Source organism: Micromonospora sp. NPDC051227 (assembly GCF_044455385.1).
Classification (GTDB): Bacteria; Actinomycetota; Actinomycetes; order Mycobacteriales; family Micromonosporaceae; genus Micromonospora.
Genome location: NZ_JBITET010000001.1, coordinates 674,719 through 689,732, shown reverse-complemented (window position 1 = coordinate 689,732; position 15,014 = coordinate 674,719). Strand labels below are relative to the sequence as shown.

The 15,014-nt window shown below is 71.6% G+C and carries 9 protein-coding genes; 8 read left to right on the top strand and 1 reads right to left on the bottom strand.

What is annotated here, in order from left to right; translation table 11 throughout:
- Window positions 1–11: 11 nt before the first annotated feature.
- The 8 genes from ACIA47_RS03160 (at window position 12) to ACIA47_RS03125 (ending at window position 9,109) form a co-directional block, all read left to right on the top strand.
- Window positions 12–965 carry a carbohydrate ABC transporter permease gene (locus tag ACIA47_RS03160; protein WP_396705004.1) on the top strand — a complete coding sequence of 318 codons (954 nt, stop codon included), beginning with the start codon at window positions 12–14 and terminating at the stop codon, window positions 963–965.
- Window positions 962–1,777 (top strand): carbohydrate ABC transporter permease, encoded by an 816-nt coding sequence (locus ACIA47_RS03155; RefSeq protein ID WP_396705002.1) that lies wholly within the window; start codon window positions 962–964, stop codon window positions 1,775–1,777. Before ACIA47_RS03160 ends, ACIA47_RS03155 begins: the two co-directional genes overlap by 4 nt.
- A gap of 7 nt (window positions 1,778–1,784) precedes the next feature.
- On the top strand, window positions 1,785–2,933 hold the full coding sequence (gene dgoD / locus ACIA47_RS03150) for a galactonate dehydratase (RefSeq protein ID WP_203122796.1): 1,149 nt from the start codon (window positions 1,785–1,787) through the stop codon (window positions 2,931–2,933).
- A gap of 31 nt (window positions 2,934–2,964) precedes the next feature.
- Complete coding sequence (manD, locus tag ACIA47_RS03145) at window positions 2,965–4,194, top strand: D-mannonate dehydratase ManD (protein WP_396705000.1); 1,230 nt, start codon at window positions 2,965–2,967, stop codon at window positions 4,192–4,194.
- Window positions 4,184–4,774, top strand: coding sequence for a gluconokinase (locus ACIA47_RS03140; protein WP_396704998.1), 591 nt, complete (start codon window positions 4,184–4,186; stop codon window positions 4,772–4,774). The genes manD and ACIA47_RS03140 overlap by 11 nt, the downstream gene beginning before the upstream one ends.
- A 56-nt stretch (window positions 4,775–4,830) precedes the next feature.
- Window positions 4,831–6,537 (top strand): ABC transporter ATP-binding protein, encoded by a 1,707-nt coding sequence (locus tag ACIA47_RS03135; RefSeq protein WP_396704996.1) that lies wholly within the window; start codon window positions 4,831–4,833, stop codon window positions 6,535–6,537.
- Window positions 6,534–8,360, top strand: a complete 1,827-nt coding sequence (locus tag ACIA47_RS03130; protein WP_396704994.1) for an ABC transporter ATP-binding protein — start codon at window positions 6,534–6,536, stop codon at window positions 8,358–8,360. The genes ACIA47_RS03135 and ACIA47_RS03130 overlap by 4 nt, the downstream gene beginning before the upstream one ends.
- A 170-nt stretch (window positions 8,361–8,530) precedes the next feature.
- Window positions 8,531–9,109, top strand: a complete 579-nt coding sequence (locus tag ACIA47_RS03125) for a sigma-70 family RNA polymerase sigma factor (protein ID WP_396704992.1) — start codon at window positions 8,531–8,533, stop codon at window positions 9,107–9,109.
- 202 nt (window positions 9,110–9,311) lie between these two features.
- On the opposite strand, the gene ACIA47_RS03120 is transcribed toward ACIA47_RS03125, so the two are convergent.
- Entirely contained in the window at window positions 9,312–14,774 is a 5,463-nt protein-coding gene (locus ACIA47_RS03120) for a carboxyl transferase domain-containing protein (RefSeq protein ID WP_396704990.1), read from the bottom strand.
- Window positions 14,775–15,014: the final 240 nt, after the last annotated feature.

Here is a 15,014-nt window from a genome sequence, read left to right as displayed (position 1 = left end):
CGGAGATCTCAATGTCAGCCGTTCTCACCCCCCGTACCGACTCGCCCGAGGCCCCCGCGCCGTCAGTGGACACGACGTCGGCCTGGTCGCGTTGGGCCAACGAACACCGCAAGTGGCTCTTCGCGGCACCCGCCATGGCATTCGTCGCCGTGCTGATCATCTTTCCGGTGGCGTGGACCGGGTACCTGAGCCTGACCGACGCCGAGGGTTCGGTGCGCGCCGAGTCCGAGTTCATCGGCTTCCAGAACTACCTCGACGTGCTCGCCGACACCGACCGGTTCTGGCCGGCGGTCTGGCGTACGGTCCTCTTCACCGGCGTCGTGCTGTTCTTCGAGGTCATTCTCGGCATGGCGATCGCCCTGCTGCTGTGGCGGCCCTTCCGCGGTGAGAAGTGGGTCCGCGTCGCGATCCTCCTGCCGTTGGTGGCCACTCCGGTGGCGGTCGGCATGATGTGGCGCCTGATCTTCGACCCGAACATCGGGATGGCGAACCAGCTGCTCGGCTGGATCGGCATCGGCCCCCAGCCCTGGCTGGCCGGGCAGCACTCGGCCCTGCCGACGACGATGTTCATCGACATCTGGCAGTGGACGCCGATGGTCGTGCTGATCCTGCTCGCCGGGCTCACCTCGCTGTCCGACGAGCCCCAGGAGGCGGCCCGGATCGACGGCGCCAGCGGTTGGCAGCGGTTCCGGCACGTCACCCTCCCGCTGCTGATGCCCACGGTGATCGTCGCCATCCTGCTGCGTGGCATCGACGCGTTGAAGACGTTCGACATCCTCTACGCCACCAAGGGGCGCGGCGGCGGGTCGTTCCACGAGGTCGAGACCCTCAACGTGTACGCGTACGGCCTCAGCTTCGACTACAACGACTACGGCGTCTCCTCGACCGTCCTCATCATCTTCTTCCTGATCATCATCGGGGTGATGTGGGCCCTCACCTATCGCAAGAAGGGGCTGGGCCGATGAAGCCGAGCAAGCCGTACCGGGTGTTCCGCAACTCGGCTCTCGTCGTCGTGGTGTTCGCGTTGATGGCGCCGCTGCTCTGGATGATCGCCGCGTCGTTCAAGACCAACGTGGACATCTACGACACCGCCAAGGCGTTCGTCTTCTCGCCCAGCCTGAAGAACTACGAGACCGTCCTCCAGCAGGCCAACTATCTCGAGTTCATCGGCAACAGCCTCTGGGTGGCGTTCGCGGCCACCACGCTCTCACTCCTGCTGGGGGTGCCCGCCGCCTACTCGATGAGCCGCTTCAACATGAAGAAGTCGGCGCTCGTCGTGCTCATGGCCCGGGTGATCCCGGGCGTCTCGCTACTGGTGCCCTGGTACTACGTCTTCTCGAACCTGAAGCTGGTCGGCGGGTTCAGCGTGCTGATCCTGAGCCACATGTTCGTGTCGCTCCCGCTGATCGTCTACATCATGATGGGCTACTTCGACGGCCTGCCGAGCGAGTTGGAAGAGGCGGCGCTGGTCGACGGGCTGACCCACATCGGCGCGTTCCGGCGGATCACCCTGCCGCTGTCGGTGCCCGGCGTCGCGACCGCCGGCATCCTCTCGTTCATCTTCTCCTGGAACAACTTCATGTTCGCCCTGGTGCTCTCCGGCTCCGACACCAAGACGCTGCCCGTGGCGATCTTCGACTTCGTCGGCTACGCCAGCATCGACTGGGGCGGCCTGATGGCCGCCGCGACAGTGGTAACCCTGCCGATCATGCTGATCGCCCTGTTCGTGCAGAAGTACGTCGTCTCCGGCCTCACCGCCGGTGCCACGAAGGGCTGACCGGGACATGACGACGATCGCGAAGGTGGAGACGTTCCTGGTCGCGCCCCGCTGGCTGTTCGTCCGGATCGAGACGGAGTCCGGCATCGTCGGCTGGGGCGAGGCGACCTGCGAGGGCCGGTCCGAGACCGTGCGCACGGCCGTCCACCAACTCAGCGAGCTGCTCACGGGACGGGACGCCCTGCGCATCGAGGACCACTGGCAGGTGCTGACCAAGGGGTCCTTCTACCGTGGCGGCCCGATCCTGGCCAGCGCGGTGTCCGGTCTGGACCAGGCGCTCTGGGACATCGCCGGTAAGCACTACGGCGCCCCCGTGCACCAGCTCCTCGGTGGGCCGGTCCGGGACCGGATCCGGGTCTACGGCTGGATCGGCGGTGACGAGCCCGCCGAGATCCGCGACCAGATCAGCGCCCGGATCGAGGCGGGCCTGACCGCGGTGAAGATGAACGCGTCCGGGCCGATGGGTGCGCTCGCCTCGGTCGCCGACCTCGACGCGGTGGTGCAGCGGGTGGCCGTCGCCCGCGAGGTCCTCGGCGACGACCGCGACGTCGCTGTCGACTTTCACGGTCGGTTCACAGTCGCCAACGTCCGGCGAGTCGCCCCGCTGCTGGAGCCGTACCGGCCGTTCTTCCTGGAAGAACCGGTGGTTCCGGAGAACTCGCACCTGATCGGTGAGGTCGTCCGCAGCACCACCACCCCCATCTCGACGGGGGAGCGGCTCTACAGCCGGCAGGAGTTCCTGCCCGTGTTGCAGGCCGGCATCGCCGTGGCCCAGCCGGACCTCGCGCACGCCGGCGGCATCACCGAGGTTCGCAAGATCGCCACGTTGGCCGAGCTGTACGACGTGCAGCTCGCCCCGCACTGCCCGCTCGGGCCGATCGCCCTCGCCGCCTGCCTCCAGGTCGGCTTCGCCACACCCAACTTCCTGATCCAGGAACAGAGCATCGGCATCCACTACAACCAGGGCGCCGAGGTGCTCGACTACTGCCTCGACCAGACCCCGCTGACCTTCGTCGACGGATACGTGCAGCGGTTGACAGCGCCCGGTCTCGGCATCGAGATCGACGAACACGCCGTACGGACCGCGGACAAGCGCGGGCACGCCTGGCGCAGCCCGACCTGGCGGCACCCCGACGGCTCCTACGCGGAGTGGTGAGACCCCGACCGGCAAGAACGAAAGGCACCCCGTGAAGATCGTCGCAGCAGACATCATCGTGACCAGCCCCGACCGGAACTTCGTCACCCTCAAGATCACCACTGATGAGGGCATCACCGGTCTGGGCGACGCCACGCTCAACGGCCGCGAGCTCTCCGTCGCCTCGTACCTGCGCGACCACGTCGCCCCGCTGCTGATGGGACGGGACCCGCACCGGATCGAGGACACCTGGCAGTTCCTGTACCGGTCGGCGTACTGGCGGCGGGGCCCGGTCACCATGGCGGCCATCGCCGCGGTGGATGTCGCACTCTGGGACATCTTGGCCAAGGCCGCCGGCATGCCGCTGTACCAACTGCTGGGCGGCGCGTCGCGCACCGGCATCATGGCGTACGGGCACGCGTCGGGGCGGGACATCCCCGAGCTGTTCGACTCGATCCGTCGCCACCTCGACGAGGGCTTCCGGTCGATCCGGGTGCAGACCTCGGTGCCGGGGATCAACGCGGTCTACGGCGTGGCCGCCCAACCCAGTTCCACCGGCCAGCGCTACGACTACGAGCCCGCCCAGCGCACCCCGCTGCCCGCCGAGGAGGACTGGGACACCCGCGCGTACCTGCGCCACCTGCCGTCGGTCTTCGAGGCGGTGCGCGGCGAGTTCGGCCCGGAGTTGCCGCTGCTGCACGACGGTCACCACCGGATGACCCCGATCCAGGCCGCCAAGCTCGGCAAGGCCCTCGAACCGTACGACCTGTTCTGGCTGGAGGACTGCACCCCGGCCGAGAACCAGGAGGCGCTGCGGCTGGTCCGCCAGCACACCACCACCCCGCTGGCCATCGGTGAGGTCTTCAACACGGTCTGGGACTACCAGACCCTGATCCGGGAGCAGTTGATCGACTACGTCCGGTCGGCGGTCACCCACACCGGCGGCATCACCGCCATGCGCAAGCTGCTCGACTTCGCCGCCCAGTACCAGATCAAGTCCGGCATCCACGGCCCCACCGACATCTCCCCGGTGGGCATGGCCGCGGCCCTGCACCTGGACCTGGCCATCCACAATTTCGGAATCCAGGAGTACATGAAGCACACCCCGCTGGCCAACGAGGTGTTCCGGCAGTCGTTCACCTTCACTGACGGCTACCTGCACCCGGGCGACCAACCGGGGCTCGGGGTGGAGCTCGACGAGGCGGCGGCGGCCCGGTTCCCGTACGAGCCGGCGTACCTGCCGTTCAACCGGCTCAAGGACGGCACGGTTCATGACTGGTGAGCGACGCGGCGCCCGGCCCACCCGGCATGTCGTGGTGATGGGCGTCTCCGGGGCCGGCAAGACCACTGTGGCGCGTGGGATCGGCGCGGTGACCGGGCTGATGTTCGCCGAGGCGGACGAGTTCCACTCCCCGCAGAACGTGTCGCGGATGCGCTCGGGCGTACCGCTGGACGACACCACCCGGTGGCCGTGGCTACGGGACATCGCCGGGTGGATCGCCGATCGCGGCGCGGAGGGCCGCTCGACGGTGCTGGCCTGCTCGGCGTTGAAGCGGTCGTACCGGGATGTGCTCCGCCAAGGCCCGCTCCGGGTGGACTTCGTGCACCTGGACGGGCCGGTGGAGGTCATCCGAGCCCGACTGGCCCGGCGCGAGGGGCACTACATGCCGGCCAGTCTGCTGGAGTCGCAGCTCGCCACGCTGGAACCGGCCGAGCCGGACGAGTCGGTGCTCGTACTCGATGTCTCGCTGCCCCCGGAGGCCCTGGTCGCGGCGGCCGTCAAGGGTCTCGGTCTGCCCGGTGCGGTGCCGGTGGGTGAGCCCCGGGACGGTGCGTCAAATCCCACTTCGGGGGCATGTTAGGTTAGCCTGCCCTAATCATAAGTGGAGTCCGTCGCCGTGCCCTCATCGATCCGAGCATGACAGCCGCCGAGACCACCGGTGGCGTGGTGCTCCGTCGCGCGCTGCGTCGACAGCGGGCCCGGGTGGCCGCCGGCATCGCGCTGCTCTGCACCCATCAGGCCACCGAAGCCCTCGTCCCGGTGGCCATCGGCGTGGTCATCGACCGTGCGGTGGCCACCGGGGACGTCCGTGCCCTGCTGCTCTCGCTGGCCGGCCTGGCCGCCCTGTTCACAGTGCTCGCCTTCGCCTACCGGGCCGGCGCACGACTGGCGTTCGCCGCCGTCGAACACGAGGCGCACGCCACCCGGGTCGAGATCGTCCGCAGCGCCCTCGACCCGCGCGGACGCCGGTCAGGCATGCGCGACGGCGAACTGCTGTCCGTGACGGCATCCGACGCCGAGCTGTCCGCGCTCGTCGTGCGGGTCGCGGGACTCACCGCCGCGGCGCTCACCGCCATCGTGGTCGCGGCCGTCGCGCTGCTCGTCGTCGACATTCCTCTCGGCCTCGGGGTGCTCATCGGCGTACCCCTGCTGGTCATCGCCCTCCAGCGGATGGCGCCGCTACTCACCCGGCGCAGCACGTCGCAGCAGGAGGCGCTCGCCGCCACGACCGCCCTCGCCGTCGACCTCGTCAGCGGCCTGCGCGTGCTGCGCGGCATCGGCGCACAGGACCACGCCGCCCGCCGGTACGCGGGAGCCAGCCGTCACGCGCTCGACATCACCCTGCGTGCCGCCACCACCAAGGGTCTGCACCTCGGGCTCACCACCACTGTCAACGGCCTCTTCCTCGCGACGGTCGCCGGAGTCGCCGGTTGGCTCGCACTACAGGGCCGGCTCACCATCGGCGAGCTCGTCGCCGTGGTCGGGCTGGCCCAGTTCATCGCCGAGCCGGTGCAGACGCTCGGGTACTGCGTCCAGTTGTTCGCCATGGCCCGAGCCTCCGCGGGGCGGGTCGCCCGGGTTCTCGGCGCCGCGCCGGTCGTCCAGCCGGGCGACGCCGAGCCGCCCGCCCCGAGCCCGTCCCGGCTCGCCCTCGACGGGGTCTCGTACGCGGGCCTCGACGACGTCAACCTGCGCGTCCGCGCCGGTGAGATCCTGGGCGTGCTCGCCTACGGCCCGAGCGAGGCCGAGGCGCTGGTCGCGCTGCTGGCCGGCCGGGTGCCCCGCGCGGACCACCGGGGGACGGTCCGCGTCGACGGCGTGCCCGCCGAGGAGCTGCACATCGACGCCGCGCGCGCCGTGGTCCTGGTCGAGCAGCATGACGTGGCGCTGTTCGAGGGGACGCTGCGCGCCAACCTCAGCGCCGGCGCCTCCGTCGACGAGGAGGTGCTGCGCGCCGCCGTGCGGGCTGCCGCAGCCGAGGACGTGCTCGCCGCCCACCCGCACGGATTCGACCGCGTGCTCACCGAACGCGGGGCGAACCTCTCCGGTGGGCAGCGGCAGCGGATCGGGCTGGCAAGGGCGCTCGTCGCCGACCCGCCGGTGCTGGTGCTGCACAACCCCACCACGGCGGTCGACGCGGTGACCGAGGGGTTGCTCGCCACCAGGCTGGCCGAGGCGCGCGGGGCGGGAACCCGCGGCACGGTGCTGATCACCACCAGCCCGGCGCTGCTGCGGATCACCGACCGGGTCGCGGTGATCGACCGGGGACGGGTCGTCGCCGAGGGTCCGCACGAGCTGTTGCTCGCCAGCGACGCCCGCTACCGGGAGGAAACCCTGCGATGACGTCCGAGCCGATCACCCGGCACCTGCTGCCGACGGCCACCGGCCGCCAGACCTGGACCGCCCTCCGTACCGAGCTTGCCCTCCTGCCGGGGCTCAGTGCCGTCGCCGGCACGTTGCTGGTCGTCGCCGCCGCGACCGGACTGGTCGCCCCCTGGGTGCTCGGTCGCCTCGTCGACGACGTCATCGCCGGAACCGACACGCCTCGAGTGGTGGCCTGGGCCGGCGTGATCGCTGGCGCCGCCGTGCTCGCGGGACTCCTCACCGCGGCCGGAGCGGCGGTCGCCGCGCGCCTCGGCGAGACCGTGCTGGCTCGACTCCGGGAGCGGGTCCTCGACCGCGCCCTGCACCTGCCCTCGGCCACCCTGGAGCGAGCCGGGACCGGGGACCTGGTGGCACGTGCCGGCGACGACGTGGCAGTGGTGACGAATGTGATCGCCACCAGCGGCCCCGCCTTCCTCGGCGCGCTGCTGTCCGTCGTGCTGACCGCGGCGGGGCTCTTCGCCCTCGACTGGCGGCTCGGCATCGCCGGGTTGGCCGCGGCCCCGGCGTACGCGGTGGCGCTGCGCTGGTACCTCAAGCGGTCGGTGCCGTACTACGCCCGCGAGCGGGTGGCGACGGGCGAGCGCGCGCAGGCGACGGCCGAGGCGCTGCGGGGCGCGGCCACCGTGCGCGCCTACCGGATGGAGGACGCCCACGTCGCGCGGATCGCGGAGCGCTCCGGCGTCGCCCGCGACCTGTCGCTGGAGATCTTCGGTCTCTACACCCGCTTCGGCCTGCGCATCAACCGCTCGGAGTTCGTGGGGCTCGCCGCCGTGCTGCTCGCCGGCTTCCTGCTGGTACGCGGTGACCTGGCCACCGTCGGCGCCGCCACCACTGCCGCCCTCTACTTCCACCGCCTCTTCAACCCCATCGGCCTGCTGCTGTTCGAGTCGGACTCGGTGTTGCAGGCCGGGGCCAGCCTGGCCCGACTCGTCGGGGTCACCACCCTGCCGGACACCGCGACCGCCGCCGGCACCGAGCCCACCCGCCTCGACCGGGGTGAACCGGCGGCACTGGAGGTGACCGTCGGGCAGCACCGCTACGACGACGGGCCGGTGGTGCTGCGGGACATCGGCCTGCGTCTCGCCCCCGGGGAGCGCGTCGCCCTGGTCGGCGCGAGCGGCGCGGGCAAGAGCACCCTCGCCGGCATCATCGCCGGCATCATCGCGCCCACCGACGGCGCGGTGACCCTGCGCGGCGTGCCGCTGACACAGCTCGACGAGCACCGCCTCCGTCGCGAGATCGCCCTGGTCAGCCAGGAGGTGCACGTCTTCGCCGGGCCGCTCGCCGACGACCTGCGCCTCGCCGACCCGGACGCCACCGACGCCGAGATCGCCGCCGCCCTCGACCTCGTCGGCGCCACCGACTGGGTGCGGACCCTGCCGGAGGGCCTCGCCACCGCGGTGGGGGAGGGTGGGCGGCAGCTCACCTCGGCCCAGGCCCAACAGCTCGCGCTGGCCCGCCTCATCCTCGCCGATCCGGCCGTCGCGGTCCTCGACGAGGCCACCGCCGAGGCGGGCAGCGCGGGCGCGCGCGACCTCGACCGCGCCGCCGTGGCGGCCACCGAGGGCCGTACCACGCTGATCGTCGCCCACCGACTCAGCCAGGCGGCCACCGCGGACCGCATCGTCGTCCTCGACCAGGGACGCGTCGCCGAGCACGGCACGCACGCCGAGCTGCTCAGGGCCGGGGGCGGGTACAGCCAGCTGTGGCGCTCGTGGAGCATGCCCGACCCCGTGGTCCCGCGAGAACGCGAGAGCGCCGACCAGCCCGTCTGGAGCTGAGCGGCCCCGGTTCCGATCACCTCGGACATCCGCGAGATCAGTCGAACGTGGGAACCTCGGGAACTTTTCCGGACCGGCCGGCGACCACCAGAGTGCGCGGCCGACCGGCGGCGTTCCGACAACGGCATCTCGGCATGAAGGAGCGCCCGTGGCACACAGGACGGTGGTCTGTGCGGAACGGTGTCGCTGACGACGACCAGGTGACCCGGTGGGCGCGGGAGGCGGGCCAGGGTGACCGGCAGGCCGCCACGGCGTTCATCAGGGCACTACAGGACCAGGTCTGGCGGTTCCTGTCGCACCTGGCCGGGCCGGGAGAGGCCGACGACCTGACCCAGGAGACGTTCCTACGGGCAATTCGCAACCTGCCCGGCTTCGCCGGCCGCTCGTCGGCCCGTACCTGGGTGTTCACCATCGCCCGGCGCGTTGCCGTGGATCACGTCCGGACGGCGGTGGCCCGGCCGAGGACGGCGTCGGTGCCGGACTGGCAGGCGGCGGCCGAGGCCGCCGGTGCGATCACCGCCGGTGCCGACGAGGGCGTGACCCTGCACCAGTTGATCGCCGGACTGGCCCCGGAGCGCCGCGAGGCGTTCGTCGCCACCCAGGTACTCGGCCTGTCCTACGCCGAAGCGGCGGACGTCTGCCAGTGCCCCGTCGGCACGATCCGTTCCCGGGTCGCCCGGGCGCGCGAGGATCTCGTCGCCGCCTGGCAGGCCGACACCGACCCGAGCCACGGGCGACGAACCGGCTGAGGTGACCCGAGGGCTGCGGGCGGAACCCCCGCTCGGTCAACGGGATGGACGGGGCGTGCCGGGCTTCCTAAGATCACGCTCGCCGTCGCCGTCGCGCTGAACGCGGCGCTCAGCTAGACCGCCACGCGCCTCACCCCCCGTACGGTCAGCACCACCGGTCGACGACCGGTGGTGCTGACGTGGTGCGGGCGTTCCGGCCGCTCTACCCCAGGCGGGCCTCGATGGTCTCGATGATGCGCGGACGCAGCTCGGCGGCGCGGATGACGGCGTCCACCGAGCCGACCTCGACGGCGCGGTGGATGTTGTGCACCCGGTCGAACTCCGCGGCCACCTCGCTGAGTTTCTCCGCGCGCACCGACGAGCGCAGCTCGTCGAGTTCCGCGGTCAGCGCGGCGCGTTCGGTGCCGGCCGAGGCGGCGGTGCGGGCCTCCAGGTCCCGCACCCGCGGGTCGGCCGCCGTACGAGCGTTGACGTCGGCGGAGAACACCACAGCGGCGGCGGGTGCGCCACCGAGCACCGAGGCGAACGAGCCCTCCAGCGCCAGCACCGTCATGTTCGGGTTCAGCGCCTTCGAGAACACCACGAACGCACCGCCGTGGTAGCGCGAGATCACGCAGAAGACGATGGGCCCCCGGAAGTTCACGATCGCCCGGCCGATCTCGGCGCCGTACTCCAGTTGCAGCTTGCGCATCGACTCCGGTGAGCCGTCGAAGCCGGACAGGTTCGCCAGCACGACGAGCGGCCGGTTGCCGCTGGCCGCGTTGATCGCCCGCGCGGCCTTCTTCGACGAGCGGGGGAACAACGTGCCCGCCGTGTAGGTGTCCGGACCGTCGGTGGGCGGGAAGCCGTGCCGGGGCACCGACCGGGACTCGATGCCGAGCAGGCAGACCGGGATGCCACCGAGGTGGACGTCCTGCACGACAGCGGTGTCCGCGTCCGCCATGCCGGCCCAGCGCTCCAGCACCGGGTGGTCCTGGTCGGAGAGGGCCCGCATCACCGTACGGATGTCGAACGGCTTCTTGCGGTCCGGGTTGGACTCGACGGAGAAGATTTCCCCGACGGTGGCGAAGGCGCTGCCCGCCACGTCGTGCGGGAAGTCGGAGATGTCGCGGTCGGCCGGGTCGGTGGTGACCGCCCGCCGGGGCGCGTCCTCGCCGGGCGCGACGTACGTGTGGTCGTAGTGCGCCATCACCACGTCCCGTGCGGCCGTCAGGTTCGGCGCCCAGTACTGCGCCTGCCCGTTCGGCCCCATCACCCGGTCGTAGCCGCCGATGCCGAAGTTGTCCTCAGCCGACACACCACCGGAGAAGTCGAGCGACTGCTTGCCGGTGAGCACCATCGCCGAGTCGGGCGTCATCACCAGGATGCCCTTGGTGTGCATGAGCATCGTCGCCTCGGCGTTCCAGTACGGCTGCGCGCCGACGTTGATGCCCGCGACCACGATGTTGATCTCACCACCGGCCTGGGTGAACTCGACGATCCGCTTGAGCGCGGCGGCCACCCAGTCCATGTTCTCCGTACCGGAGGTCATCGAGATCCGGGCCCCGGCGGACAGTGCCCACCACTCCAGCGGCACCTGCATCCGCTCGGCCAGGTCCAGTGCGGCGATCACGCGCCGGCACTCCGGCTCGGACAGGGCGCCCAGCGACTTCGTCGGGTCGCCGAGCAGCACCACCCGGGTGACACCCTGGGGGTAGCGTTCGGTCGGTGTGGTGACCACCCCGGCGACGATGGCGGCGCTGTTGCGCCCCTTCGGCCGGTCCACCGGCACCAGCACGTGGTCGTCGTCGAGGTCGTGCTCGACGAAGTCGCCGAGCCGGCCGGTCAGCTCGTACGGGTACACGGTGTTGCGGCTGCTGGCCCGCAGCACCTTGAGCCGGTACTCGTCGAGCGGCTCGATCGGCTCGACCGGCGGCTCCCCGACGGCCAGTTCGGCGCCGCCCGCGGCGTCGAACGAGATCCGTACGGCGATCCTGGTCAGCTCGCCGGTCCGGCGGTCGCGCTGGCGCGCGATGAACAGGATCTCCTCCAGGCCGGCGCCCGCGGTCGTCGGGCGGACCCGCCCGGCGATCATCTCCATCTCCTCGCGGGTCAGCTCGCTCGGCGGCCACACGTAGACCACGATGCGGTTGGTGTTGAAGCGCGTCTTCGACGGCCGCCGCGACTGGGCGCGGCGGATCGAGTCGAGGCAGGCGGCGATGGCGTCCTCGGTCGTGGGCAGTGCGACCAGGCGGCCGTCCTGCTCGCGAAGCTCGGTCAGGTCACGCACCTGCGCGAACGCGACGAGGCGCTCGTCGGCGCGGTTCTCCCGGGCCACGCACTGGAAGAGGTAGACCTCCTCGTCCGACGACGGCAGCCGGGTCAGGTCGAACTTGTGCAGCCGCTCCAGCTGCATCCGCTGCGCGATGTACGGGTGCAGCCCGCGGATCAGCCGGTCCTCGGTCAACTGGGCGCCGGACGGGCGGAAGGTGAAGTGGTGGTGCATCACCGCCCCGCCGCGGCCCGCGACGGTGGTGGTGACGCGACGGACCTGGGGCGGCAGCGGGTGCGCGGCGATGACGTCGGCCAGCGCGGCCGCCATCGCGTCGAAGTCCTCCGGCTGGTTCTCCCAGCCGAGGTAGATGTCGGCGTCCACGGCGTCCTCGCCGGTGGCCAGCTCGGCCAGCCCGCGCAGGGCGCTGCCCAACGCGTCGAAGCTCACCGCGGCGGAGACCACGCTCGAGTCGGTGCGCTCGGCGACCACGAACGTGCAACCCGCGACCTCGCGGGTGAGCACGCTGGTGAGCGACCGGTTGCCGTAGTACCGCCGGGTCAGCACCTCCAACATGACCGCGTTGTCGAGGTGGTCGCGGACGAGTCGCTGGCCGAGCAGCCGGACCAGCGGCTCGGTGCTGCGCACCATCTCGGCGATGCGCTCGGCGCGGTCCGGTGCGTCCGGGTGCGCGTCGAGGTGCCGCAGGTGCCCACGGACCTCGGCGTAGACGCGGGCGCGGTTGCGGCGCAGCAGCGGCTGGGCGAACCAGGCGAACACCACGCCGCGGGCGAGGTCCGCGACCACGGGGAAGCGGACCTGCGTCGCGGCGATCAGCCGCTCCAGCGCGAGGCCGGCCGGCTCGCGCAGCGTCTCGTCCGGCGGGGTCTCCCGCAGCCACGCGCGCAGCAGCGCCGCGATGACCTGCGCGTCCGCGGAGGCGCGCTGCTGGGCGAGGAAGATCCGGAAGACGGCGGCTTCGAGGGCGGGGGTGCGGTCGAGGTCGGTGACGCCGTACCGGCCGAGTGCCTTGCCGAGCCTGGTCTGGAAGGCGTCCGGCAGCCCGGCCCGCTCGACGTCGAGGCTCTGCAGGTAGGTGTGGAAGTACTCCCGGGCGCTGTGCACGTGCGCGGCGCCGCCGTCCTCGCCCGTCGGCCGGTTGCGGCTCAGTTCGGCGAGATCGGCGAACACCTCGATGAGGTCGAGTTCGGCGGCCAGGGGCCTATGGCCGGCTTCGGTGGCCGCCCGCCGCGCGGTGAGGTAATCGTCGAGCACCCGACGGTCGTCGTGCGGGTCGACGTCGAAGCCGAGCAGCAGACCCCGCAGGTCCTCCTGGCCGCGCCTGCTGCGCTCGTACGCCGGGATGTCCGCGGCGGCGGTGGGCAGGTCCAGTTCGACGGTCTCGGTGCTCGGGTCGTCCGCGGTCTCCTCGGCGTCGTCCGCGAGCGGCTCCAGGCGCAGCAGCGGCGCACCGGCCTCCACCTGGCTGCCCACCGACACGGCGCACTCCTTGAGCCGCGCCTTGAACGGCGCCCGCAGCACTGTCTCCATCTTCATCGCTTCCAGCACCAGCACCGGTGCGCCCGCCTCGACCTCCGCGCCGACCTCCAGCGGCGTGGCGACGACCAGCGCGGGCATCGGGGAGCGCAGGACGCCGCCCTCGTCCCGGCTGACCCGGTGCGTCACACCGTCCACCTCGACGAGGTGGGTCGGCCCGTACGTGCCGGTGAGCAGGCGGTAGCGGATGCCGTTGACGACGATCTGACCGGTGTGCCGGTCGAAGCGGTCGAGTTCGACGTCGGCGGTGCGCACGACGGGGCCGGTCTCGATGCCGACCCGGAACCGGTGCGCGCCGACCCGCGCCACCCGGGTGCGGTAGCCGACGCCACGCAGCTTGAGGTCCAACGGCCGGCCGCTGGCGTGCTGCACCTGCGGGCGCCCGCCGGCCGCCGTCGACAGCAGTCGCTGCCGCTCGACGCGCTCCTCCTCCTCGTACGCCTCGATGGCGGCGGCGGCCAGGGCGACAGCGGAGTGGCGGTGCGTGACGAGGCGGCCCTCGCCGCGGACGCGGTCGATCCAGCCGGTGTCCGCGCTGGCGTCGATCACCTCGGGCTGGTCGAGCAGGTCGAGCACGAAGCTCTTGTTCGTCGCTCCACCTTCGATGATCACCGTGGTGTTCGCCATCGCCCGGCGCAGCTTGCCGAGCGCCTCGTCGCGGTCACGGCCGTAGGCGATGATCTTCGCGATCATCGAGTCGAAGTCGGCCGGGATGGTGTCACCCTCGCTGACGCCGGTGTCCACCCGGATGCCGGGGCCGCTGGGCAGGTCCAACCGAGCGATGCGGCCGGGGGACGGGGCGAAGTCGCGGTCGGGGTCCTCGGCGTTGAGCCGCGCCTCGATGGCGTGCCCGCGCTCGGCCGGCGGAGCACCTTCGAGTCGCCCGCCGGAGGCGACGTGCAGCTGCGCCTTGACCAGGTCGAACCCGGTGGTCAGCTCGGTGATCGGGTGCTCGACCTGGAGGCGGGTGTTGACCTCGAGGAACGCGAACAACCGGTCACCGGGGTGGTAGAGGAACTCGACTGTCGCCGCACCTCGGTAACCGACAGCCACGGCCAGCCGCTCGGCCGAGGTCTTCAGCTCGGCGGCCTGCGCCGGGTTGAGCACCGGCGACGCCGACTCCTCGATGACCTTCTGGTTGCGTCGTTGCACGGAGCAGTCGCGGACGCCGAGCGCCCACGCGGTGCCCTGCCCGTCGGCGATCACCTGGACCTCGACGTGCCGAGCCCCGGTGACCAGGCGCTCCAGGAACACGATGCCGCTGCCGAACGCCCGTGCCGCCTCCTGGCTGGTGCGCTCGTAGGCGTCGACCAGCTCGGCCTCGTTCCTGATCACGCGGATGCCGCGGCCGCCGCCGCCGGCGGTCGCCTTCAGCATCAGTGGGTAGCCGACCTCGGCCGCCGAGGCACGTGCGGCGTCCAGGGTCTCGACGGCACCACGGCTCCACGGCGCGACCGGCACGCCGACCTTCTCGGCGATCAGCTTCGAGCCGATCTTGTCGCCGAGTTGGCGCATGGCGTCCGCGCTCGGCCCGACGAAGGTGACGCCGATCTTCTCGCACAGCTCGGCGAACGCCGGATCCTCGGCGACGAAGCCCCAGCCGACCCAGGCGGCGTCGGCCCCGGTCTCGGTCAGGGCGCGCTCCAGCACCGCCAGGTTGAGGTACGGGCGGGCGGAGGCCGGGCCGAGATCGTAGGCGATGTCCGCTTCGCGGACGAACGTGGCATTGCGGTCGACATCGGTGTAGAGAGCCACGGTTTCGAGCTGGATGCCGGTCTCCGCGGCCAGCTCGCGGACCGCGTGGATGAGCCGCATGGCGGCTTCACCACGGTTGACGATGGCGACACGGTTGAACACCCGAAGAACCCCTTAGCTAGACCTCGACCTGCGTGCCGAGAGACGACGGCTCCCAGCAGTGATCACCTTTCCGCGTGGCGGCGGCCAGCGCTATGGCGCAACCACCGAACCCACCGCCCCTCAGTTGTAGGAAGTGCACAAAACTTTTTGGCACCCACCGGGGGACGCGCCGACTCGGTCTGGCCGCTCCAGCAGTTGATCAAGACGGTGCGGGCGGTTCACCGGACGGGGCGCATTCGC